Genomic DNA, 22,787 nt, shown 5'->3' with positions numbered 1-22,787 from the left:
CTCCCTTGATCCATCCTCCGGATGAAGACCTGTACCGAACCCCTCCTCAGACGATGGAGTAGACGAGGAGGACCTGATAGGCTGCCCCGCCTCCGAACCGGGCCGCCACCTGGACCTCCCCCGCCGGAGAGGCCGATCCCCGGAAGATCTCCCCGTCCCGGAAAAGACGGATCCACTCTCCCCCAGAGATCACCGCCACATCCTCGGCGCCGGGGACGATGACCTCGAAATCGACCGCCTCCCCGGCGGCGAGCCTCCCCTCCAGGGGGCGGATGAGAAGAGCTCCGACTTCGGCGAAGGATCCGGTGGTCCTGGGATAGACGGCCTCCTCCCTCCCGGAGGAGGCCACCACCGAGTACTCGGCGACGGAGGCGTACTCGCCGCCGGCTTCGCCTCCCCGCTTCGCGTAGATTCGAAGGGTGTAGTTCCCCGCCTTCGGGAACGATGCCGTCACCCCGTATCCGCCCTCCTCACCCACCACCCTCTGGGAGATCGTCCTCTCCTCGGGGAGCTCCCGGCCCTCCCCGTCCAGGAGCCTCGCCAGGAGGCGGACGTCCCCGGGGGCCGAGATGATTACCGAGAGCTCCGAGCCCGCCTCGATCAGCCCCTGGGGATGGCTCTTGAAGTCGAGGCCCAGATCCCAGAAGAGATCCCAGACGACGGGAAACCCCGTCTCAACGGGAGCATCCGGCCCGGCCTCGATACGATAGTCTAGGGCCCAGTCGTAGACTTTCTGATCCCCACCCTCGCCGCCGCCCCTCCTCGAGTAGATCCGGAGGGTGTAGTCTCCGGGGCCGGGGGCGGCAGCCCTCACCAGGATCTTTTCCCCGGACCTCTGGACCTGGACGAACCGGCCGGGTAGCTCCGTCCCCGAACCGTCCCGAAGCCCGGCGATGATAGAGACCCCGGGGGGGGCCGACAAAGTGACGGTCGGGATCTCCTCGACCTCGATCGTTCCGCCGGGGGGACTATCTATCTGGATATCGTCCCTGAAGAGGGCGGGCTTCGCGTAGGGGAGGGCCTCGAACTCCTCCCTCGATATCGGCGTCTCCAGAAGCTGCCAGGCGGAATCATCGGGGAGGTGGGTCCAGACCAGATCCTCGGGGGGGGTGAGGAAGTAGAACTCCTCGAAGCTCTCGACGAACCCCTCTCCGGGTTCGAGGTGGCCAGCCCCCCAGGTGGAGTCGAGGAGCCGCCAGGTCCCGTCGATCCTGACGGCGTTCCAGGCGTGGTTGCTGATGCGGGGTATCCCAGAGCCGACGGCGTAGCCGTAACCCTTCCCATACCCCCGGATCACCTCCGCCTCCAGGCCGGATAGCTGGCAGAGCCTCTCGAAGAGGGCGCTGTACTCGCTGCAGACCCCTCTACGATCCTCTAAAACCACCTGGGGAGTCCGGCCCCTGCCGCCTCCCATCATGGCGGCTTCGACGTCGTATTCGATCCTGTCGGTGACCCACCGGTAGATCGCCCGGGCCCGCTCTTCGTCGTTTTTAGCCGGGGCCTCCAGGTATCGGGCGAGATCTTCGAGGGAGACCTCCGCCTCCGGGGGGGCCCGGAGGGCGTGGTCGTCGATCCGCGAAAAGAGGGGCTCAAACCGCCAGCCTCCAACTAGAGCATCCCCCTCCTCCGAGAGCCGCGTCCATACGCCGTGGGAGTTCTCCGAATCGTTCAGGGGTGGGGTTTCGTCGACAGCCCTGGCGGACTCATTGAGGAGGGAGATCGACTCCCCCTCATCAGATAGGGAGGGGCCCTCGCCCCCATCGAAGGCTACCCTCAGGCGGGCCCGGGAAGGGACGATCGTCCCCGGGGGGATCGTCACCCCCTCCCCCGTCCGGGTCAAAATCCTCCACCCCCCGACCTCGGCGTCTAACGCGCCGTCGTTGAAGAGCTCCGCCCACTCCCGGCCCCCGTCGGAGCCGGGGGGGTTAGTCTCGACCCTGGCGATGGCGACGGTCGGGGGCGAGGGTTCAGCCTGGAAGGCCGCGGCAGAAGAGAGGAGAAGGAGGAGAAAAGCCGCCAGGAAGCCGGCCCCGCCCCAATCCCGAGGTCCGAGAACGATCAAACCTCCCCGATCCTCTCCACCCTGATCGTGTCGAGGAGGATCTCCGTCGCGTTCCACAAGAAGCTCGACTCGACCTCGCACCTGGTCCTCGCCAGGAGCACTCCCTCCCCGGCCTCGACCTGGCCTGGCCAGAAGATGGCGACGAAGAGGATCTGGTGGTCCTCGTCCTCCCCCACGCCGAGGATGCCGGCCTCTCCCCCGACCGTCCACACCGACCCGTTGTTCCTGGTGTACCCCTTCGCCTGGAGGTGGGCCTCGGCGAGGAGCCGCTCCGTCTCCAGGTTCACCATCCTGTAGTCGTCGTAGCCGTCGATCTCGATCGTCGCCCTCCGCTGCCCACTTGCGAGGATGGCCCTGTACCTCTCCGCCCCCGGCTCAGGATCGCCGGCATGGGGTCCCTCCGTAAAGACGGTGTAGCTGAGACCCCCGAGGTCGAAGTAGACCAGATAGGGACCGACCGCCACCGTCTCCACCGTCGAGGCCCTCGCCGCCTCCTCCTTCACCTCGAGGTGGATCGAGTCGAGGAGCTCCTTGGTCGCCGTCCAGGGAAGGCTGGAGGAGATGACGCAATAGGTCGATCCCATGAAGTCCCCGGGGGCCAGGTGCCGATCTAGCCAGTAGGCGGCCTGATAGACCTCACCCCCCCTCGCCAAAGAGAAGGTCGTCAGATATCCGGTGTGCCGGTCGACGAGCCTCGCCTCGGTCTCCACCCCCACGACCCCGATCCCCCAGGGGGTCTTTTTGCTGAGGGCCCTGACGACCCCGTCCCCCGCCGGGACGGGGCTCTGATGCGCCCTCAAACTGATCGAAGCCCGACCCCCGCCGCAGTCCAGGTCTATCGACCTCTCGATGTAATCTATCCCGGTGGGCGTCCTCCCCTCCAAGGGCTCCGCCACTGTTAGGGCGCATTCGACGGAGGAGGGGAGGCTGAAGGTGACCCGGTGGGGTCCGAGGTCGACGGCCTCCTCTTTCGAGCTCGCCGCCTGGGCGAGGAGGAGGACCGTAAGTAATACCAGAAACGGCTCAGTTCTCAAGATGGTGACATCCCCCTGACGGATCTCGTGGTATTGGCCACAGTCGGCCATCTTCTTAAAGGCTCCGTAGCGCTTCTATCCCCGGAGATCATATGCGATAGCACTCCCCGTCCTCGGCGATCCTGACCGTCACCTTCGGCTTGGTGGGAAACCTCGCGGCCGCCCTCCACTCCTCGTCGTCGGGGACGTGGTCGTAGAACCCCCCCCGATAGTCCCCGAAGCCGGAGAGGTGGTTAAAGAGGACCAGGACCTCCTCCTCCCCCGAGGTCCATCGGTCGATGAGGGCCCTCTCCTCCTCCAGGCTCGCATGATAATCTCCGGGGGCCTTGATGGTATTCGCGTCGAGGACGAGGCAGGCGGGGTCCCGGAGGTCGGGGCTCTCGAGGACCCCCTCCTCCATCGTTTTGAAGTCCCCGGAGATGACGACGCTCCTTACCCTCGGGCCGTCTCCGCCAGGACTGCCGACTGGACCGAAGCCCAACCTGAATACGAAGAGGCAGGAGCCTGGGGAATGCTTCGAGTGGCGGACCGGGAGGGCCTTGATCTCGAAGGGGAAGAGCGACCCGGGATCGGGAAGACCGACCCTCTCCGACGGTGCCCCTTCGACCGCCCCCCCGCTCCTCCGGCTGGCCCCCGCCAGCATCAACGCCTCTCCCCGGGACTCCGGGGGAAGGAGGGCGCCGTCGGGCCTCCGGACCCTCTGCCAGACGTCGTAATCCGATAGGGGCCTCCAGGAGACGAGGCCGCCCAGGTAGCCGAACCTCCCCATGACCCCGTCCTCCGGGTGGTGGAGACAGTCCTCGGTCCCGATCACCGGCAGGGGGCCGAAGAGCTTCGCCGCCCTCTCAAAATCCCTCACCCCCGACCGGACCATCAGGCCCCTCATCCTGCTGTTGGCAAGCCTGTCGAGGTCTGATACGTGGTCGAAGTGGGGGTGGGTGAGGAAGAGGAGGTCTGGGGCGGTGACCCCCGCCTCGATCATCCGCTCGACGACGGGGGCCCCAGCGTCGATGAGGATGTGGGCGCCGGGGGCGCCTCCAGCCTCGCCGGCCGGGATGACGATCGAGGTCGCCGTATGCCCTCTTCGCCGTCGATTCGCCCCGACCCCCAGCTCCCTGCCGAAGGGCCCTCCCGTCCCCCAGGTCCAGACCTCGATCTTCAAGCCACCACCTCGGATCCCCCCTCTGCCGTTCTATTCCCTTCGTTCTCCACCGCCAGGATTTCTCGGTTGGCCTCTCACCATCTGGGTTTGAGAGATTTAAGCCATCCGGACCGGCCCTTCAAACGACACATATTTCAATTAATAAGCGATAGAGTGGAGCAAGGAGCTATTGTGGGGCGAGAGGGACGAAGGGGGCTACTTTTGGAGCGATCCTCCTCATCGCCGTCCTGGCGATGGGAGGGGCTGCCGGAAATCCGGCGATCCCCGAGCCTGCCCAGAGCGAGGACTTCTACAACAGGGTCAGGGCATCGGGAACCGGCTACTTCGAGGTGGGCACCTCTGTCGTCGACAGGAGGATGGGGCTGGAGTACTACACCTACGTCTACGGAGACGGCCGGCTGGAGATGGACCAGAAGAGCGCCGTCTCCAACCGGGCCGGAGACGTCTGGGGGACCCTGAACGGCACCTCCGTCCCCCTCAACCTCCTGGAGGAGGTGAAGATGAGCTACTCCGGCAAGACCCCCCTGGTGGGGGCGAAGTTCATCCACTCCAAGGCCTTCTACGGCGGCATCGGCGCCGAGGTGAAGGAGGCCTTCGAGGTGACGGAGATGGAGCGGGTCCAGAAGACCTACTTCGCCTCCACCGACCCCGGCTCTCGGGCCTCCGACCCCGCGGAGGCCGCGGCCCTGAGGGAAGCCAGCCCCGCCCACCTGGTGGGGATGGACATCGCCACGAGCTTCAACGGCACCTGGCAGAACGACTACCGGTGGCACAAGATCTTCTATAAGGACATGAAGGGGCACGAGGCCTTCTCCGGGGTCTTCGAGGTGGAGAAGACCCTGAGGTTCTCCGAGGGGCCGGCCTTTTAGGAGGGGCCAGGCCATAATTTTTTTCGAGGAAGCGGGTCAGCTGAGAAAGGGCCCCCCTCTCTCTAAGAGGTTTGGATAAGGGATACGCGGCGATCCCCGCCCGTTCGGCTTAAATTCCGCCGGGGCTTAGAACTCCTCTGCAGATGGGGTGACCTCTTTGCTCGAGATAAAGACGGATGAGCCGGTTCAGGTGATAGACATAACCCGCCAGGTGAACGAGGCCGTGGGAGAGAGCGGCGTCGCCGAGGGAATCTGCCTCGTCTACACCCTCCACACCACCACCGGGATCGTCATCAACGAGGCCGAGACCGGCCTCGTCGCCGACCTCCTCCGGAGGCTTATGTCCCTCGCCCCTCCGGGGGACGGGTACCTCCACGATAGGATCGATGAGAACGCCCACGCCCACCTCCAGGCCGTCCTTTTAGGAAACAGCCGGACCATACCCGTCGAGGAAGGGTGTCTTGCCCTGGGGACGTGGCAACGGGTCCTCTTCGTCGAGCTGGACGGCCCCCGACGGAGGAACGTCATCGTCAGGGTCCTCCCGGGGTAGTCCGGCCCCATATCTTTCGACGTCGGGGATGGGTCAGATGGGGGTTCCCGTCGTCATCGTCATCTCCTTGAACCCCTCCATCAGATCCTTTGTGACGGGGCCGGGCCTTCCGCCGCTTATCACCCTCCCGTCGATCTTGGTGACGGGGGCGACCTCCGCCGCCGTCCCGGTGACGAAGATCTCGTCGGCGGTGTAGAGGTCGAAGAGGCCGAGGTTTGCCTCCTTCACACCGTACCCCCTGGCCAGGGCGACCTCGATGACGGCGAGCCTGGTGATCCCCTTCAGGTTGTTCGCGGTGTAGGGGGTCGAGATCTCACCGTCCTTGACGACGAAGATGTTGTCGCCGCTCCCCTCGGAGATGTTTCCGGCGTCGTCGAGGAAGATCGCCTCGTTCCCGCCCTTGACGTTCGCCTCGATCTTGGCGAGGATGTTGTTGAGGTAGTTGAGGGACTTTATGTTGGGGGGAAGCGCCGCCGGGGAGTTTCTCCTGACGGTGACGGTGATGGCGGTGAGGCCGACGTCGTAGAGGTCCCCGTACATGGCGTCCCACTTCTGGGAGATGATCATCACCGTCGGCTTTGCGCACTTCCTGGGGTCGAGCCCCAGGTCGCCGACGCCCCGGGTGACGAGGGGACGGATGTAGGCGTCCGAGAGGCCGTTCTTTCGGAGGGTCTCCCGGATCGCGGCCGCCATCTCCTCCTCCGTCATCGGTATCTCCAGCATGATCGCCTTGGCGGAGTCGTAGAGCCTCTTGACGTGCTCCTCCAGCCTGAAAACCCTACCGTTGTAGGCCCTGATCCCCTCGAATACCCCGTCGCCGTACAGAAGGCCGTGATCGTAAACCGAGACCGCCGCCTCTTCAGCGGGGACGAACTTCCCATCCAGATAGATCCAGCTCATAAGCCATCCACCACCCCGGATGAATTGGCCAGGGATAAATGGGTTTTGACCGTACCAGCCACCGACGATCGATGGGTTTATTAGCGCAAAATGCGCCCGGCTAAAGAAGCAGCCTCCCATCGGCGGTGTTGGATCTATGATAAAACTTGGTTTTGTGGTCGCAGAGTTCAACCGGGATATAACGTACCAGATGGAGATCCTGGGAAGAGAACATGCAGAATTTCTGGGTGCAGAAGTCGTAGCCACCCTCCACGTCCCGGGGGTCTACGACATGCCCCTCGCCGTCAAGAAGCTGGCGGCGAAGGAGGATGTCGACGCGGTGGTGACGATCGGCTGCGTCATCCAGGGGGAGACGGGCCACGACGAGATCGTCGCCCAGCAGGCCTCGCGGAAGATCATGGACCTGGCCCTGGAGTTCGACAAGCCCGTGACCTTGGGGATATCCGGCCCCAAGATGTCCAGGATGGACGCCCACAGCCGGATAGACTACTCGAAGCGGGCCGTGGAGGCCGCGGTCAAGATGGTCAAAAGGCTGAAGGGTGATTAGATTTGGTATCCGAGAGACTCGCCTCGATCCCCGAGTCGACGACGATGAAGATCTCGGCGATGGCGAAGAAGCTGAACGCCGCGGGGCTCGACGTCATCGACCTGGGAGTGGGGGAGCCCGACTTCGACACCCCCAAGAACATCTGCGACGCCGCCATCAGGTCGCTCGCGAGGGGGGACACCCACTACCTCCCCACCAGCGGGATCCCGGAGCTCCGGGCGGCGATCGCCGAGAAGCTCAGCCAGGAGAACGGGATCGAGGTCTCCCCGGACCTGGTATCCGTCGTCCCGGGGGCGAAGATGGCGATCTTCGCGGCGATGCAGGCCCTCCTCGACGAGGGCGACGAGGGCGTCCTCATCGGCCCCTCCTGGGTCAGCTACGAGCCCTGCATCAACTTCGCCGGCGGCAGAGTGCGGTGGGCCGAGGTGGACGACAGGTTCGAGCCGGTCTCCCTCGCCGACTCCATAACCCCCAAGACGAAGATGATCCTGGTCAACTCCCCCTCCAACCCCACCGGCGCCGTCTTCGGGAGGAGGATCCTCGAGGAGATCCGGGACCTGGCCGTCGACCACGACCTGATGGTCTTATCCGACGAGATCTACGAGAAGATCATCTACGGCCAGGATCACCTCAGCATCGGCTCCTTCTCCGGGATGGAGGAGAGGACCGTCACCGTCAACGGCTTCTCCAAGTGCTACGCCATGACCGGCTGGAGGCTCGGCTATCTGGCAGGGCCCCAGGAGGTGATGAAGTGGGTGAACAGGATCCTCTCCCACTCCGTCTCCCACGCCACCACCTTCGTCCAGTGGGCGGGGGTCGAGGCCCTCAAGGGCCCCCAGGAGAGCATCAACGGCATGGTGGCGGAGTTTCGGGCCCGGCGGGACCTCCTCGTCGCGGGGCTCGCGGAGATCGGCATCCGATGCCCGCTTCCCGGCGGCGCCTTCTACGTATTTCCGGATGTCTCGGAGTTCGGCGGCGGAGACTCATTCGCCGAGAGGATGCTCTCCGAGGCGATGCTGGCGGCGACCCCCGGCTCGGCCTTCGGACCGGGCGGAGTCGATCACGTCCGGATCTCCTACGCCGCCTCGCGGGAGAGGCTCACGGAGGCTCTGGCGAGGATAGAGAAGATGCTGGGGTGAGGGGCTCGATCGCGAAGGCCGGGGGGGTTGACCCCTCGGCCGGGATCTAATAAATCACGACTCTTAATAAATTAGTGAAGAATTATGACAGATACGAAGAGAAAGAACTGGTCGAGTGCGATTCAGATGAGAATAGAGATGATTGTGAGAGAAACGAAAAAAAGACGGCTGCTAGCCAAAGCGAGAAAGTTGAGGAGTCGCACTAAAGTGAATATCTCTGCCTCTAAACTGATAATGGAGGATCGAAATGAGAGATAAAGCGCCATACTATGAAGGTAATAAGTACTATAATCGTGGAAGATACGAAGAAGCTATAAAATATTATGATCTCACTCTTAAAGAGAATCCTAGACATAATAATGCTCTAATTGCGAAAGGTGACGCTCTTTACAATCTTGATAAATACGATCTTTCGTTGGAATGTTATGAGGCTGTGCTGAATGAGAGTCCGACTGTTCCAACAGAAATACAATTAGATGCATTGGTTGGCAAAGGGAACGTCCATTACGCTTTAAATCAATACAACGAGGCTATAGAGGATTCCTAAAAACCTAGCATGTCTATGGAAAACATTATATACTAATATATACATGAATAGTGTATGAGTTCTTTTACTGCCTGGGGCCTTCGAGAAGCTTACAAGAACGTAGAGAAGCTGGGCGATAGGCTTTCAAAGATAACGAACTTGATCGAGTGGGAACCATTTCGACCAATTCTTGAAGAGATGTATCATAATAAAACCGAACGAGGCGGAAGGCCGAACTTTGATGTTATCCTGATGCTCAAGGTGCTTTTGCTCCAGCAGTGGTACGGGTTGAGCGACCTCGAGACTGAAAAGCAGATTTCGGATCGAATATCTTTTATGAAATTCTTAGGATTTCCTGATTCTATACCCGATTCCAGGACGATATGGCTTTTTCGCGAGCGGATGGCCCAGACGGGAAAGGATGAGTCCGTTTGGGAAGAGCTCCAGAGACAGCTCGATTTTAAAGGGCTTCAGGTAAAAAGAGGAACCATTCAGGATGCAACGTTTATAGAGGCCGACCCAGGAGGTTCAAAGAAACCAAGAAGAGAGACCGCTAGGACTCGTCGGAGCAGGGATGGAACTTGGGCTAAGAAGGGTGAGGAACTCCATTTTGGTTATAAACTTCATTCTAAAGTCGATATCGATTACGGCCTGATAAGGAGCATCGAATCGACAACTGCTTCGGTGCACGATAGTCGGGTTGATCTATCGGTTGAAGGAGAGGTGGTCCTCAGGGACAAAGGATATTTCGGTGTGAAGGCTAAGGGAAACGACTTCACAATGAAACGTGCAGCAGCGGGTCATCCTCTAAGCGATCTCGATAAGCTGCGAAACCGCTTGATTAGCAAACTGAGATTTCCGGGCGAACGTCAGTTTGCTGTTATTAAAAGAGTGTTCCGAAGCGCGCATGTAATGGTAACGACGATCCCGAGAGTTCACGTTAAAATGGTATTCACTGCCTTTGCTTTCGACTTATACCAGCTATGTACACTTAAAAATGCTGAAATCGTCTCAAAATAGCGGTAGCTATCGACGAAAAACGAGGAAAAGGATCGAGAATCGATTAAGAGCGGAGAACGAGCTAAAATAAGAGACGGATCCGAGATAATTAAAGAATGGGCAATGGTAAATAGGAATACTCATTACAATTAGCTTAAATAATTTCCCAGACAAATATGAACCATCTTGGCCTGATGAGAGGCCATCATTGTGGAGTGGGTTTAGATGTCTGAGATTGACGAATTGAGATCTCTCACCGCCGGAAGATCTCCCAAAAGAGGCCTTCAGCGGAATTTCGCCACCAAATTCGGACCGTTATCAGTGGCCATTTTCCTCTTCTCCATGATCATCATCTCATCCGCCCAGCTCGGATATGAGCCCGGAGAGAGGGAGGCGGAGCGGCTCTTCGAGCTTGGCCTGGGCGGCCCCTGGATAATAAGCGAGAGGCACCCCGAGATGTATCCCCCGGAGAACAAGACCATGCCTCCTGCCCCGGAGTTATCCTGGTACTCGGATTACTTCAGCATCGTCTCCTTCGGCGGCAGAGAGGTGGAGCGGTACTACGTGACGGGGACCCCCGTGATTTACGGTGCCGGCCCCGGGGGCCGTCCCATCGCCCTCCCCCAGCCCCCGGCCGCCGCCGGCCTCTGGATTCTGGGGCCGAGCAGCTGGACGGAGTACGCCATCGCGCCGAAGGGGGCTTATCTGAGGCTCATCGCCCTCCATCCGGCCGGAGGTGCCGCCGATCTCTACGAGATAACCCCCTCCTCGAGGGCGGTTCAGAGGAGGTACACCCTCTATCCAGGATACAGCCTCATCGCATTCCATCCTGAAGAGGTGGGAAGGCACATCCTCCTCTTCTCCGCCGACGGCGTTACGAGCAACGTGGTGGTGGTGGACGTGAGGCAGGCGGCCTGGCCCGGACCTGGACCCGGGCCCCAGCCCGGCTACGGCTCCTCCCAGGTGACCCTCAGGTCCGCGAACCTCAGGGGCTACAGCGTCTACGTCGACGGCGCCTACGTCGGATCCGACGGCCAGGTGGGGGACGCCAAGGACGGGATATTTACGATCACCGTCTCGGGAGGAAGGAGCCATACGATCACCGTCTACGGCTCGGGGCGCACCTGCAGGTGTGATTATTACTACGAGAGCGGTAGGAGCTATGAGATCGACTTATGCTCGTGAAGTTTAAGGGACCCGGCCGGGAAGGCGAGGCTGAGCCACCTCACCGGCGAGGACTCCTGCTTCCGACCGGTGGCGACCGATGGCGACGGGCAGCGTCGGGGGGTCGGCGCCTCGCCCCTCCCGCCCCCTAAGGAGCTCTGGACGAAAAAAAGGCTTTCCGATCAATCGCCCTTCTTCCCTCGAACGACGACGAAGGAGCCGCGACCCCACCCAGGCCGAGGGGCCTCCACCTCCGTCATCGCCTCCGGCTCGCAGGATAGCGTCTGGACGAAGGCGAGGTCGGCAAATCCGGCGGCTTTGAGGAGGTCGGCCATCTCCTCGGGGGCGAGAAAGCGGGCCTCACCATAAAAGCCGTCTACGCCATCGCTTTCACCTTCTCTATCTCCTTTCTCTCGCTGGTACCGCCTGCCGACGGGGCTCTCCCTGTCGATGAACCCGACGACGACCGCCCCGCCCGGCGCGAGGACCCGCGCCATCTCCCGGAAGGCGGCCATTTTGTCGCTGAGGAGGAAGTCGACGGTGACCATCAGGACCTGGTCGAAGGCCCCGTCCCGAAAGGGGAGCCGCTCGGCGACGCCCCGGACGCAGGTGACGCCCCGCCTTCGGGCCGCTTCCATCATCGCCACCGACGGGTCCAGGCCGAAGGTGACTCCGAGGGGGGCGGAGAACCTCCCCGTTCCCACCCCCACCTCCAGGCCCCGATCGAAGCGGGGCAAGGAGGACTTCACAGCGGCGAGCTCCGAGAGGTAGGCTGCCCGATTTTTTTCAAACCAGCGGTCGTAGCGTTCGACCTGGTCCTTGTAGGGGTCGGATTTCGGAATGGTTGTCACCACCTCTGCATAAGGATCTTCGTTCTATTTCGTTCTCCCTTTCAGCCATAATCCGGAATTATACTTAAAAGAAGAGGTGATCTAGGAGGATCTTGAGGCCGATCCCGATCAGGATCAAACCTCCGGCGACCTCGACCCTGTTATCCAGAAGGCCGACGAATCGGCTCCCGATGAAGACCCCGAGAAAGGAGAGAGCGAAGGTAACGGTGCCGATGATGGCCACCGGAACGAGGATGGAGACGTCGAGGAAGGCGAAGGTGACGCCGACGGCGAGGGCGTCGATGCTGGTGGCGATGGCCAGAAGTGTCAGCAAGCGGAGGTCGAGGAGGTCCGCAGACCGCTCGGACGGCTCAACGGTCATCGACTCGAAGATCATCTTGCCGCCGATGAGGGCGAGGAGGGCGAAGGCGATCCAGTGGTCGTAGCTGGAAGCAAGGTCGCTGAATCCGATCCCGCCGAGCCAGCCGATGACGGGCATGAAGGCCTGAAAGCCTCCGAAGAAGATCGCCGCCGCGAGGGCGCCCCTGAGCCTATCGTGGGACATGGTCGCCCCGCCGGTCACCGAGACGGCGAAGGCGTCCATGGAGAGGCCGAGGGCGATGAGGAGGGAGGATATCAGGTCCATGAGCTTTCCCCGCCACTAAGAAGGCGATCGCCTATAATCCTTGCCGTCGGAGTCTGGGATCTCATAATTCCGCGTCTGACAAGCGACCCCAAATCCCTACCCCCCCACCCAAACTTTTAGTATATCGTCGAAGTAATACCATGGCCAGATGAGACCCTCCTCGATCCTGGCCCTAGAAGAAGATAAATCTATTGTGATTCCAAGGGAAACTTTTAAATATTTATGCATAAAATGAGGTTTGAAAACTTGAGCGAAATTGGAAACAGGAGAGAAATTGGAAACAGGAGAGAAATTGAATTGAGCTTGCAGGAAGTTTAGCAAGTCATCAAGAGATTTATTCAATGCTTTAGTGAGAGCTTAGCGGATAACCACAATGTAGCAAAAAATTGAGGGATTAATTTGAATTATGACTCGATTTTAAGGATAGTAGGAATTGATCATATAAATCAAAATCCAAAATTATTAATTGAGAAATTAGGTGACAAGACGCATCTTGGGGTCATTGGTTTTTTAATTGCATGGTATGTATTATATTTCATTATAATTGAGATTTTTATTCCTTTCACCGTCATTTTCTTTTCTGATATTGGTCAGCAAGATGGAAAAATAATCAATGGATATTATAAAATTTTACTAATAATTTCTGATACTAGCATTTGGAGAGAGCCTTTCATAAATTACGTAAGATTATATATTAATTGGAATGCTGCTTGGTTGTACTCGCTATTTTTAATGTACTATTTTAGGAGCTCATTTTTAAGAATAGAAAATTGTTTAATTGAAACAGGGCGAGTCTCCGAAGGTGAATTAGATTTATTTAAAGAAAGATTATTTGGAGATCATGAATGTAGTTTTAAAAATAAATTAAATATTAGTCTAATAAATATATTAAGATTGCTTGTAATAATCCTATTATTCATCCCAACCTATTATTCATATATTTGCCAAAAATTAACTCCGACAATTCTATTCGGCTATCTGCCATTAAATGAAATTGGATTAAATAATACTTCACTTAATCCAATATTTGGTCCTGAAATCGCATCTTCTGATCTGGCTTTGATCATTAATCTTCTGCATTGGTTCCCAGGAGTAATGATACAATTGATAATATTGGCAGATCTTTTCGCAATTATTATTAGCTTTGTTTTATTAGGAAAGGAGTTGTATAAAATAGCTGTTATAGATCTTAGGAATATCGATAGGCGAGGTGGTCTGGGATTCTTGGGAGATATATATTATAAAATATCTTTAACGTATCTTATAGGTGCGCTGTTGCTTTTTTATGTTTGTTATGTAACTTTCCTCGATGAGAATTTGATTGATCCGATGCCAGAATTAGAGCTGGTCCAATATTTAATTTTAATAACAATTATATCGTTATTTGGCCTCTTTTTATTCATCTTCCCTCAAAGATCGATCAATAAGCTGATAATTCAGGGATATAGGAAAAAATTCCGCAAAATTATAAATAAAAAATCTAACAAAATGAAAAATAAAGATCACCTTATGCATTCTTTCTATTCCATTCAAATTCTTCTTTATCTTAACGAGATCGAAAATATTAATTCTTACTCATTTGGTAGGAATAATACTATTAAAATCATACTAGCTGTATTAATAAATATAGGGACAGTATTATTAAAATTATATAAGTTTTAATTAAATTGAGGCGAGTTCGAATTTCACCCGCCCCTTAGAGATAGTTCATTCCTTCAGATCTTCTCCGTCCTGCTCGCCCTCCTCTCCCGGGCGAGCTGATCGTCTTTGCCGAGGGGGTAGCCGCCGCGGCTGTTTCTCATCAACGCCACCGACCTGCAGGCGTCGCAGTTCTTGTCCCGGGAGCGGAAGAGCTCCATCGCCGCCTGTGCGATGACGGGGATCGGGACCTCCTTCTCTAGGGCGTCGTGGACGAGCCAGTTAACCTCGCCGGTATCCTCGACGTGGGTCGGGACGTCGCTGAACCTCTGCTCGGCGAGGCTCTTGGCCATCAGCTCCACGAGCCAGCCCCGGACGGTCGCCCCCCTCGCCCAGCCCTTGAAGATCTTCTCCATGTCGAGGTGGAAGTCGCTTTCCCGGAGGAGAGAGACCCCCTCGCCGATCGCCTGGAGCATCGCCGCCTCCACGCCGTCCTGGACGAGCTTGGTGAAGTGGCCGGAGCCGGGATCGCCGGTGTAGATGCAGGCTCCCTCGGCTGCCAGGCTCGTCAGGATCGGCTCTGCGACCTTGAAGCCGTCCTTATTTCCGCCGACCATGAAGCAGGGGCCCTTCCGGGCTCCGTCCACCCCGCCGCTCGTCCCGCAGTCGAGGAAGAATATGCCGTTGTCGGCGAGGTCCTCCTCCCTCCGGACGGAGTCGAGGTAGAAGGAGTTTCCGCCGTCGATCACCACGTCCCCGGAGTCCAGGAGGGGGACTAGCTCTTCAATGACCTTGTCCACCGTCGGCCCCGCGGGGATGGATATGTATATCACCCGGGGCTGATCGAGGAAGTCGACGATGGGATCGTACGCGCCCACCACCTTGACGCCCTTTCTCTCAAGATGAGGCTTTGCGGACCTCGACTTCCCCACCACGGCGATTCCCTTCTCCTTCGCCAGCAGTGCGAGGTTTCCGCCCATCTTTCCCAGTCCGAGGATGCCCAGCTTCATATCCTTTGGTTTGCTCAACTGAATCACCACCAAATATCAGATTCTCTACGACCCTAGCGCGAAGACTCCAGGCGTTCTATCAGGCTGTTCAACCGCTCCGTCGAGGAGCGGTAATCAGAGCAATTTGCCTCATCTCTTCTCCGATCGGCGTCATCCGACCGGATCCATCAATTGTATCCATCCCGCCAGCGCGGATCTGGGGAGGGAAAGTGGCGTCGAGCCGCCGACCCGCCGCAGCCCCGGCCCTTAAACTGCAGATCAGTCCGCGGAGGCGACCGGCCCGAGCTTGGCAGGCCTCATCCCCAGGTCCCGGTCGAGGATATACAGGAACCCGCTCCCCCCTTCGCCGATCGCCAACCTCACCTTCTCGACGATCTCCCTAGCGTTCGCCTCCTCCTCCACCTGCTCCTCGACGAACCACTGGAGCATATTGGAGGTGGCTTGATCCTTCTCGCCGGCCGCAACGTCGGCGAGGGCGTGGATCAGCCCCGTCACCTTCTTCTCGTGGCGAAAGACTTCCTCCACGACCTCCAGGGGGGACGCCCACTCGAAGGAGGGCTTCTCGATGGCGAGGAGCTCCGCCCTTCCGCCCCGGGCTATGACGAAGTCGTAGATCTTCATCCCGTGCATCAGCTCCTCCTGGGCCTGGACCCTCATCCAGTTGGCGAACCCCGGGAGGTTCGCCGCCGAGAAGTGGGCGGACATGGCCAGGTAGAGGTAGGAGGAGTAGAGCTCTGCCCTCACCTGCTCGTTGAGGGCTCGGGTCATCTTCTCGCCGATGGCAGCCATTTTTCATCAGCTCCCTATTCAGCTCTCCTCAAAGACTTCCTTGGTCGCCCCGCAGACTGGACAGGTCCAGTCGTCGGGGAGATCCTCAAAGGCGGTACCTGGGGTGACCCCGGAATCGGGGTCGCCCTTCTCTGGATCGTAGATGTATCCACAGACCGTGCAGGTGTATCTCTTCGCCATCCACATCGCCTCCTGGACCGGACTTGTAGAATCAGTCCGAGGGCGGCCGGGGATCTCGACCGCCAAAAACATGCCTAATAATGCTACAATGTATTCTCCATCCCGAAGTATATAATACTTTGGATCCAGGGGAGGGGAACGGCCCCCTCCCGAGATCCTCCAGCCTCAGATGTACCCCTTCAGAACCCTCCTGACCGCCCCCTCCATGTCGGGGATCTTTGAGTTTTTATCCTCGAAGTTGTCCCCGAAGGTCGGAGCCGCCCGCCGATGGAATATCCCCAGGGGTATGGGGCCCTCGGAGTTGTAGTCCCACTCTCGCATCCTCTCTTGGGCGAGGACGGGGTCCTCGGGGTCGTGCTCCTCCAGGGCGTAGGTCCGGCGGTTGTAAAGATCATACATGTTGAAGAAGGTGGCACAGACCTGGAGGACGTCGAGGAAGGCGAACCCCCGGTGGAGGATCGCCTCCCTCATCGTCTCCTTGAGGAGGTCGATCCTGTTCGAGTACCCCCGGGCGATGAAGGTCCCACCGCTGGCGAAGATCAGCTCCAGGGGGTTGATCGGCGAAACCTCCAGCCCCCCGGGGGTGGACCTGCCTGAAAAGCCCGAGGGGGATGTCGGGGTGTACTGGCCGGTGGTGAGGCCGTAGACCCGGTTGTCGTGGACGATCGTCGTAATCTCGACGTTCCTCTTGGCGGCGAAGATCAGGTGGTCGAGCCCCTCGGCGTAGGCGTCGCCGTCTCCGACGAAGCAGATGACGTTGAGGTCGGGGTTTGCAAGCTTGATTCCGGTGGCGACGGGGATCGCCCGGCCATGGATGGCGTAGAAGCTGTTGAGGTGGAGGTAGTCGGCGATCTTCCCGTGGCAGCCTATCCCGGTCACCACCACGACGTTCTCTATTGGTACGAGCCCCGCCCCGTCCAGCTCCGCCAATACGGGCTTTATGGCGTTCAGGATGGCGAAGTTTCCGCAACCCGGACACCAGGTGTTCTGAGCCGTCGTTCCCAGATCCCGGGGCTTCATGCCGCCACCTCCAGAAGCCTCTCCATCAGACCCTCCACGGTGAAGGGCCTTCCGTCATACTTCAGGATAAGATCATCAGCCTCAAAGCCGTAAGACCGGATCAGCCGGGCGAGCTGCCCCGTGGAGTTCGTCTCGACGGATATAGTCCTCTCGACCCCCCGGAGCGCCTCTTTGAACCGATCGGCAGGGAAGGGGCTGACGACGACGGGCGCGATGACCCGGAGGCCGAGTTCCTCCCCGACCTCAGAAGAGACCCCTTTATTCGATCCCCAGCATAGGATCGCCGTCGAGGACCCCGGGTCCCCGTAGACCTTCACCGTCTTCAGGGAGGCCAGCTCCTCGGCGAGCCTCCTCTCCTTCTGGAGGAGCTTATCCTGGCCTCTCTCGATCGCCCGGGCCTCCTCCGTAGTGATCCCGGAGGGGAGGTGGGCGTAGCTGTTCGCCTTCACCACCGCTCCGGCCCGCGGCGGGAAGGCCAGGGGGGAGATCCCGTCTTCTGGGGAGGCGTACCTCTGGTAATCGCCTTCGCCATCCCAGAGGACGGGGGCGATATCGGGGATATCCCTCGCCTCCTCGATATTGAAGCTGTAGGCCGACTCGCTGAGGGTCTTGTCCGATAGGAGGACGACGGGGATCTGGTACCTCCAGGCGAGCCCCAGGGCCGTCGCCGACCAGAAGAAGGCCTCCTCCGCGTCCCCGGGGACTATGACGAGCCTCGGAAACTCCCCCTGCCCCGCGCTCATGACGAAGGGGAGGTCGGCCTGGGCGGTGTAGGTGGGGACTCCGGTGCTCGGCCCCGCCCTCTGAGAGACGAGGACGACGAGGGGGATCTCGGCCATCCCCGCGAGGCTCATCCCCTCATTCATGAGGCAGAAGCCGCCGCCGGAGGTGCCAACGGCCGTCTTCTTCCCGGCGTAGGCGAACCCCTCGGCCATCAGGATCACCGCGATCTCGTTCTCGGGGTGGACGACCTTGATCGAAAACTCCCCTGCGACCCCGGCGAGGAAGTGGAGGACCCCGGAGGAGGGGGTCATGGGGTAGGCGACGTAGGCGTCGAGGCCGCCCCGGAGGAGGCCGAGGCCGATGAGCTCATTTCCGGTGATGACGGGGCAGCAGGGGTAAGACCTCCTCTCAGCCCTACCATCGCCCCTTTCCTCGATCCCGGCGCGCCCCCGGCGGGCGACCTCCAGGTTCTCGTCGATGTACTTGCGGATCTCCTTTCGGAGGACCTTTTCAACGATCTCCTCCTCGATCCCGGCGGCCCCGGAGAGGGCGCCGATGAGGCCGACGTTCCTTGCTATCGGAGGCGCCCCCGCCTCCCTCGCGAAGCTCTTGAGGGGGAGGCCCGCCCCCCCCGCTGGGGGAGCCTTCACCTCGTCAGAGTCGTAGATTACGACGGCTCCCTCGTTCAGCCGCCAGAGGTGCCTGTCGATGGTATCCTGGTTCAGGGCGAGGAGATAGTCCACCCCGTCCCGGTGAGCTCCGATCTTCTTTCCCGCAGCCCGGACGATGGCGAAGTTGTGCCCCCCCCTGATGAGGGAGGGGTAGTCGAGGTACTGGTAGAGGCAGTATCCGAGCTGGTTGTAGAGGCGGGCGATGACCATCCCCGCCTCAGCTATCCCGTCGCCCGCCCTCCCCCCCACCAGAACGGAGATTTCGTCCCTCATTGAAATTTCTCCTTATTCAGCGGTTCATCTTCTGATGCTATCGATGCCCGAGTGGCCTTTTGGCCGATTCATACCTTCAAAAGCTTGTTATAGTTTAATCCCGAGGGTATATAACAACTTCGAGCAGCGGCTGTTGAATCGGAGAAGGCTTATATTCTTCCAATTGTCAGAACTCCGATGAAAGGGAGGAGTCTCAATGGACCTGAGAAACGATGAAGGCTGCATATTCTGCGATATCGTAGCCGGGAGGGCGAAGGCCCGCCGGATATTCGAGGACGACCTGTCCCTCGCGATACTGGACATAAACCCCTTCTCCAGGGGCCACTCTCTTGTTATCCCCAAGAGGCACGTCCCCTGGTGGCACGACCTGACGGAGGAGGAGGTGGAGAGCCTCTTTCGGGTGGCTAGGACCGTATCCCAGAAGATCATGCGGGCCTACGACCCCGACTTCGTGGCAATATACGCCCGGGGTCGGAGGATACCCCACACCCACATCTTCCTCGTTCCGACCTATGGAGGCGACGTCCTCGACAGGTTCTTCAACGCCCTGGAGGGGTTCCAAGAGGGGGCGGCTCCTATGGCGAGGCTGAAGGAGGACGAAGAGCTCGAGGAGGCGGCCGAGCTCCTCAGGAGGGCCTGAGGGGATCGGCCCCTCAAACTACTCCTTGGGAGGGATCGGCCCTCCCACCGACCTGGATACCCAGTCCAGGTAGCCATCGTCCCCACCCCTTATCGGGAGGGCGATGATCTCGGGGAGGTCGTAGGGGTGGACCTCCCGGATCCTGGAGGCGAGGGGCTCCAACTTCTCCTTCATCGTCTTGATGATGAGGAGGTCCTCCGCCTCCTCCTTCACCTCGCCCTCCCAGAGGTAGGTGGACCGGACCTGGGAGATGTTGACGCAGGCGGCGAGCCCCTCCCCGACGATCAGCCGGGCGAGCCTCCCGGAGCCGTTGGGGGGGGCGGTGGTCAATACCACGACGAAATCGCCCCTCAATAGCTGCCCTCCCCTGCCGCCGTGTAGAAGGCCATAACCCTCTTGCCCAAATCTTCGGAGACCCTCTCGGAGAGGAGCCTCGCCAGGATCTCGGCGTGCTCGGGCTGGACGCAGCAGAGGCTCTCGGAGCCGTCGAGGATCACCTCCGCCAAGTACCGGAGCTCAAAGAGGTCCAGCCTCTTCAGCCTCTCTTCGAAGTCGTCGTCGTCGAGGGCGTAGTGGTTTGAGACTGGAGGTAGGATCGACTGGTAATGAAATCCCGAACCCGAGCAGGTGGTATCCGCGCACTCCGGGGCTAGCTTCTTGAGGATTGAGAGATCCTTATCTGATAGCGTCCTGGCCATATATCATCAAACTCCCATGGATCAGTCGGACCTATGCAGCCAGAGGTTCCGAGACGAGGACGAGGCCGTCCTCGGTGATGGCCACCTCCAGGTCCCGGACGGTGACCCTCTTCTTCAACGCCTCCGGCGCCTTCTCCCTGACCTGGACGACGATCTCGACGGAGCCTATATCGAGCTTTATCCCCGCCCTGTCCGCCTCCCGGAAGACCAGCCCCGGAAGGTCGAAGAGATCCGTCCCGGCGGGGACGGTGAGGGAGACGGGGGCCTGGATCATCCTCCAGTCCCTCAGGGTGGCCCGGGCCCGGGAGACGTTCTGGTGGGCCCGCTTCTCGAGGATGCTGACGTTGGACCTGGTCGTCCCCAGGATCTCCGCCACCTCCTGCTGAGAGAGGCCCTGCCGCCTCAGCTTCAGGACAGCCACCTGCCTTCTGGTTAGAAGGCCTTCCATCGCCTCCGACCCCTCCTCAATCCCAGCGCCCTCTTCAGCCCTTTCGGTCATCTATAGCCCCCGGTCCAAGATCTTATTCCGCTCCGAAAGGCTTTAAAGGTGCCGAAGTGGCGACCCCGGAATCCGGGGTATTGCGGCCCAGCCGGTACAGACATGTTCGTCATAATTTGAAGGTACCCCACCGACGGGGTTCAGGGCTTCCCCCTGGAGAGGAAGCCCCTCGCCCTCCGGCCGAGGCGGCGGAGCCCCTCGACGGCCCCTCCTGACGGGGGCTTGGGACGTCGCGGAGTCGGCACCAATCCCGCCTCCTCCTCCATGATCGAGAGGCGTGTCCGGTAGGCGGCGAGGACGAAGCCGTATAGGGCCGGCCCCACGATCACCCCCATAACACCGATGGCGAATATCGGCGCCGCGAAGGCGAGGAGGGTAATTGCCGGATGGATCGCGGCCCCGGCCTTGGCGAGGGCAGGCCGCATGATGTTCTCGGGAAATACGTTCAGAAATACCGTCCCCAGGATAAGAAGAGCCGCCACCCTGAGGTAATCCTGGAAGATCAGGTAGTAGAGGGCCATGGGGACGTAGACGGCGCTCGTCCCGATGAGGGGCATCAGGGCGAAGACCGCCGTGACCATCCCCCAGAGGAAGGGGTAGGGGACGCCGATGAAGAGGTAGACGAAGGCGGCGATCAGACCCGTGAGGAAGCTGTTTATCAGGTAGACGTTGAAGAGGCTGTTGTAGATGGCGTTCAGCTCCGTGAGGAAACGGCGTACTATCGCCCTCTCGGGCAATAGACCCAGAAACTTCTCTATCGAGCCCGCGCCGTCGACGAGGAGGTAGTAGGTGAGGAGGATGGCGACGCCGAACTGGGCCATCAGGATCGGCAGGTTCTTGGCTATCCAGTCGGCGAGGCCCGTCAAGATACTCCTGGCCCTCGGAAGCACCTCCGGTACGAGCCAGGTCCCGGGAGCGGCTAAGACCGCCCCAATCTGCTCCTCCGCCTGGTCGAGGGCGTGGCCCAGATACGGGGCGACGGCCTGGGGAGATCGCTCCACCGCAAGGCCCCTCGTCCAGTCGAAGAAGTCCCCTGCGGTCTGGTCTGCGAACTTGCTCGCCGCCTCGTCGAAGTAATCCTGGTTCTTGGAGAGCTCGAGCACCTCCGTCGTCAGGGCGTTGATGACGCTCAGGACGAAGACGAGGAAGATCAGGAAGACTATGGATATCGATAAAAGGGCAGAGACCCTCCTTCTTCTGGTGAGGGCGTAGAGGCGGAGGTGGAAGGGATGGAGGACGTAGGCGAAGAAGAAGCTCAGGAGGATGGTGGTGATGAAGTTCTGGGTGACGTAAAAGACCCCCGCCACCGCGGCGATCAGGATCGCCCCTGCCATCCAGTAGAACCGGTTCATCGTGGTCATGCTCTGAGCTTTTTATTGGACTGTGAAATTTATATGTCTTTCCTTCTCTTCCGATGCCCGGGCCGAGAGGGGAGAGAGAGGCCGTCGTCGCCCGGCAAGACGATGATCTCCGCCGACTTGGCCCTTAGCTGAGGCGGCGTTGGCCGAATTATGCTATATCCCCATATCCATTCCCCGGACCCCTTCCAGGATCGCCCCCTCCAGCTTCGCGGACCTGAAGTCGGCTCGAGATAGGTCGGCGCCGGATAGGTCCGCTCCGCAGAGGTCGGCCCCTACGAGGGATGAGCCCCTGAGAACTGCACCGGAGAGCTTCGAGCGGACGAGCTTTGCCCCGGCGAGGTCTGCCCCCGCGAGGTCCGCCCCCCGGAGCTTCGCCCCCCGGAGGTCGGCCTCTATGAGCTTTGCACCCCGGAGGTCGGCGCCGGATAGATCGGCCCTGGTCAGGGTGGCGCCCCGGAGGTCGGCCCCGGCCATGGCCAGGGATCTGAGGTCGGCGCCGGAGAGCTCCGCCCCGACGAGCCTCGCCTCCCGAAGGTCCGCCCCCGCGAGGTCCGCCCCCGAGAACTTGGCCCCGGAGAGGTCGGCTCCTGACAAATTTGCGGATCGGAGGTCGGCGGATACGAGCTTTGACCTTCCGAGGTCGACCCCCGAGAGGTCCGCCCCCCTGAGGGAGGCGCCCATGAGGTTTGAGCCCTGGAGGTCGGCGCCCGATAGGTTCATACCGCTGAAGTCGGCGCCCCGAAAGTCAGCCCTCATCTGAGGGTTTGCGGCCCGCCACCGGTTCCAGGCCTCGGGCCCCTGCAGGAGGGCCGAGAGCTGTTCTGGATTCGCCAAGAGATCCTCATCCTCCCGTCTTT

25 protein-coding genes are annotated in these 22,787 nt (G+C 60.0%); 9 read left to right on the top strand and 16 right to left on the bottom strand.

The window, feature by feature from the left end; genetic code table 11:
- Positions 1-46 precede the first annotated feature (46 nt).
- The 3 genes from MHAR_RS07130 to MHAR_RS07120 all read right to left on the bottom strand — a co-directional run bounded on the left by MHAR_RS07130 (position 47) and on the right by MHAR_RS07120 (position 4,258).
- Positions 47-2,062, bottom strand: a complete 2,016-nt coding sequence (locus MHAR_RS07130) for a transglutaminase domain-containing protein (RefSeq protein WP_014586936.1) — start codon at positions 2,060-2,062, stop codon at positions 47-49.
- A complete protein-coding gene (locus tag MHAR_RS13700) occupies positions 2,059-3,096 on the bottom strand; it encodes a hypothetical protein (protein WP_228369518.1) in 1,038 nt (345 codons plus the stop codon). Before MHAR_RS13700 ends, MHAR_RS07130 begins: the two co-directional genes overlap by 4 nt.
- An 88-nt stretch (positions 3,097-3,184) precedes the next feature.
- Positions 3,185-4,258, bottom strand: a complete 1,074-nt coding sequence (locus MHAR_RS07120) for an MBL fold metallo-hydrolase (protein WP_014586934.1) — start codon at positions 4,256-4,258, stop codon at positions 3,185-3,187.
- Between the two features lie 233 nt (positions 4,259-4,491).
- Here MHAR_RS07120 and MHAR_RS07115 point away from each other — a divergent pair, with 233 nt between their 5' ends.
- Both MHAR_RS07115 and MHAR_RS07110 read left to right on the top strand, forming a co-directional pair.
- Positions 4,492-5,127, top strand: a complete 636-nt coding sequence (locus MHAR_RS07115; RefSeq protein WP_014586933.1) for a hypothetical protein — start codon at positions 4,492-4,494, stop codon at positions 5,125-5,127.
- Positions 5,128-5,284: 157 nt separating this feature from the next.
- Positions 5,285-5,677 carry a secondary thiamine-phosphate synthase enzyme YjbQ gene (locus MHAR_RS07110; protein ID WP_014586932.1) on the top strand — a complete coding sequence of 131 codons (393 nt, stop codon included), beginning with the start codon at positions 5,285-5,287 and terminating at the stop codon, positions 5,675-5,677.
- Positions 5,678-5,710: 33 nt separating this feature from the next.
- Here MHAR_RS07110 and ilvE read toward each other — a convergent pair whose 3' ends face one another.
- Positions 5,711-6,577, bottom strand: a complete 867-nt coding sequence (gene ilvE / locus MHAR_RS07105; RefSeq protein ID WP_014586931.1) for a branched-chain-amino-acid transaminase — start codon at positions 6,575-6,577, stop codon at positions 5,711-5,713.
- A gap of 136 nt (positions 6,578-6,713) precedes the next feature.
- Here ilvE and ribH point away from each other — a divergent pair, with 136 nt between their 5' ends.
- From ribH to MHAR_RS07085, 5 genes are all read left to right on the top strand, one after another.
- Positions 6,714-7,124 (top strand): 6,7-dimethyl-8-ribityllumazine synthase, encoded by a 411-nt coding sequence (ribH, locus tag MHAR_RS07100; protein WP_014586930.1) that lies wholly within the window; start codon positions 6,714-6,716, stop codon positions 7,122-7,124.
- 2 nt (positions 7,125-7,126) lie between these two features.
- On the top strand, positions 7,127-8,263 hold the full coding sequence (locus tag MHAR_RS07095; protein ID WP_014586929.1) for a pyridoxal phosphate-dependent aminotransferase: 1,137 nt from the start codon (positions 7,127-7,129) through the stop codon (positions 8,261-8,263).
- 247 nt (positions 8,264-8,510) lie between these two features.
- Positions 8,511-8,810 (top strand): tetratricopeptide repeat protein, encoded by a 300-nt coding sequence (locus MHAR_RS12900; RefSeq protein WP_081472295.1) that lies wholly within the window; start codon positions 8,511-8,513, stop codon positions 8,808-8,810.
- A gap of 54 nt (positions 8,811-8,864) precedes the next feature.
- Positions 8,865-9,809 (top strand): IS5 family transposase, encoded by a 945-nt coding sequence (locus MHAR_RS07090; RefSeq protein ID WP_014586696.1) that lies wholly within the window; start codon positions 8,865-8,867, stop codon positions 9,807-9,809.
- A 321-nt stretch (positions 9,810-10,130) separates the two neighbouring features.
- Complete coding sequence (locus MHAR_RS07085) at positions 10,131-10,973, top strand: hypothetical protein (RefSeq protein ID WP_143763334.1); 843 nt, start codon at positions 10,131-10,133, stop codon at positions 10,971-10,973.
- A 161-nt stretch (positions 10,974-11,134) separates the two neighbouring features.
- Here the strand turns inward: MHAR_RS07085 and MHAR_RS07080 are convergent, their stop codons facing one another.
- Positions 11,135-11,806 carry a class I SAM-dependent methyltransferase gene (locus MHAR_RS07080; protein ID WP_014586927.1) on the bottom strand — a complete coding sequence of 224 codons (672 nt, stop codon included), beginning with the start codon at positions 11,804-11,806 and terminating at the stop codon, positions 11,135-11,137.
- A 61-nt stretch (positions 11,807-11,867) separates the two neighbouring features.
- On the bottom strand, positions 11,868-12,428 hold the full coding sequence (locus tag MHAR_RS07075) for a manganese efflux pump MntP (RefSeq protein WP_014586926.1): 561 nt from the start codon (positions 12,426-12,428) through the stop codon (positions 11,868-11,870).
- 399 nt (positions 12,429-12,827) lie between these two features.
- On the opposite strand from MHAR_RS07075, the gene MHAR_RS13385 reads away from it, so the two are divergent.
- Positions 12,828-14,090 carry a hypothetical protein gene (locus MHAR_RS13385; protein ID WP_143763333.1) on the top strand — a complete coding sequence of 421 codons (1,263 nt, stop codon included), beginning with the start codon at positions 12,828-12,830 and terminating at the stop codon, positions 14,088-14,090.
- A gap of 53 nt (positions 14,091-14,143) precedes the next feature.
- Here the strand turns inward: MHAR_RS13385 and MHAR_RS07065 are convergent, their stop codons facing one another.
- The 5 genes from MHAR_RS07065 to MHAR_RS07045 all read right to left on the bottom strand — a co-directional run bounded on the left by MHAR_RS07065 (position 14,144) and on the right by MHAR_RS07045 (position 18,732).
- The gene (locus MHAR_RS07065; RefSeq protein WP_394296396.1) at positions 14,144-15,103 is read right to left on the bottom strand and encodes an NADP(+)-dependent, decarboxylating phosphogluconate dehydrogenase; all 960 of its coding nucleotides are present in this window, start codon (positions 15,101-15,103) and stop codon (positions 14,144-14,146) included.
- A gap of 231 nt (positions 15,104-15,334) precedes the next feature.
- Positions 15,335-15,865 (bottom strand): ferritin, encoded by a 531-nt coding sequence (locus MHAR_RS07060; protein ID WP_014586924.1) that lies wholly within the window; start codon positions 15,863-15,865, stop codon positions 15,335-15,337.
- A gap of 18 nt (positions 15,866-15,883) precedes the next feature.
- Positions 15,884-16,045 carry a rubredoxin gene (gene rd / locus MHAR_RS07055; protein WP_014586923.1) on the bottom strand — a complete coding sequence of 54 codons (162 nt, stop codon included), beginning with the start codon at positions 16,043-16,045 and terminating at the stop codon, positions 15,884-15,886.
- A gap of 165 nt (positions 16,046-16,210) precedes the next feature.
- Positions 16,211-17,065 (bottom strand): thiamine pyrophosphate-dependent enzyme, encoded by an 855-nt coding sequence (locus tag MHAR_RS07050; protein ID WP_014586922.1) that lies wholly within the window; start codon positions 17,063-17,065, stop codon positions 16,211-16,213.
- On the bottom strand, positions 17,062-18,732 hold the full coding sequence (locus tag MHAR_RS07045) for a 2-oxoacid:acceptor oxidoreductase subunit alpha (protein ID WP_014586921.1): 1,671 nt from the start codon (positions 18,730-18,732) through the stop codon (positions 17,062-17,064). The genes MHAR_RS07050 and MHAR_RS07045 overlap by 4 nt, the downstream gene beginning before the upstream one ends.
- A 196-nt stretch (positions 18,733-18,928) precedes the next feature.
- Here MHAR_RS07045 and MHAR_RS07040 point away from each other — a divergent pair, with 196 nt between their 5' ends.
- On the top strand, positions 18,929-19,372 hold the full coding sequence (locus MHAR_RS07040; RefSeq protein WP_014586920.1) for an HIT family protein: 444 nt from the start codon (positions 18,929-18,931) through the stop codon (positions 19,370-19,372).
- Positions 19,373-19,390: 18 nt separating this feature from the next.
- Here the strand turns inward: MHAR_RS07040 and cutA are convergent, their stop codons facing one another.
- The 5 genes from cutA to MHAR_RS07015 all read right to left on the bottom strand — a co-directional run bounded on the left by cutA (position 19,391) and on the right by MHAR_RS07015 (position 22,764).
- Positions 19,391-19,726, bottom strand: coding sequence for a divalent-cation tolerance protein CutA (gene cutA / locus MHAR_RS07035; RefSeq protein ID WP_014586919.1), 336 nt, complete (start codon positions 19,724-19,726; stop codon positions 19,391-19,393).
- Positions 19,723-20,070 (bottom strand): hypothetical protein, encoded by a 348-nt coding sequence (locus MHAR_RS07030; protein ID WP_014586918.1) that lies wholly within the window; start codon positions 20,068-20,070, stop codon positions 19,723-19,725. Before MHAR_RS07030 ends, cutA begins: the two co-directional genes overlap by 4 nt.
- 31 nt (positions 20,071-20,101) lie before the next feature.
- Positions 20,102-20,569, bottom strand: a complete 468-nt coding sequence (locus MHAR_RS07025) for a Tfx family DNA-binding protein (protein ID WP_014586917.1) — start codon at positions 20,567-20,569, stop codon at positions 20,102-20,104.
- A 140-nt stretch (positions 20,570-20,709) separates the two neighbouring features.
- Positions 20,710-21,930, bottom strand: coding sequence for an AI-2E family transporter (locus tag MHAR_RS12495; protein ID WP_052301000.1), 1,221 nt, complete (start codon positions 21,928-21,930; stop codon positions 20,710-20,712).
- 153 nt (positions 21,931-22,083) lie between these two features.
- Entirely contained in the window at positions 22,084-22,764 is a 681-nt protein-coding gene (locus MHAR_RS07015) for a pentapeptide repeat-containing protein (RefSeq protein ID WP_014586915.1), read from the bottom strand.
- Positions 22,765-22,787 lie beyond the last annotated feature (23 nt).

Origin of the sequence: Methanothrix harundinacea 6Ac, from assembly GCF_000235565.1 — an archaeon.
GTDB classification, from domain to species: Archaea; Halobacteriota; Methanosarcinia; order Methanotrichales; family Methanotrichaceae; genus Methanocrinis; species Methanocrinis harundinaceus.
The sequence above is the reverse complement of the archived record's forward strand: the minus strand, read 5'-3'. Positions and strand labels throughout refer to the sequence as shown.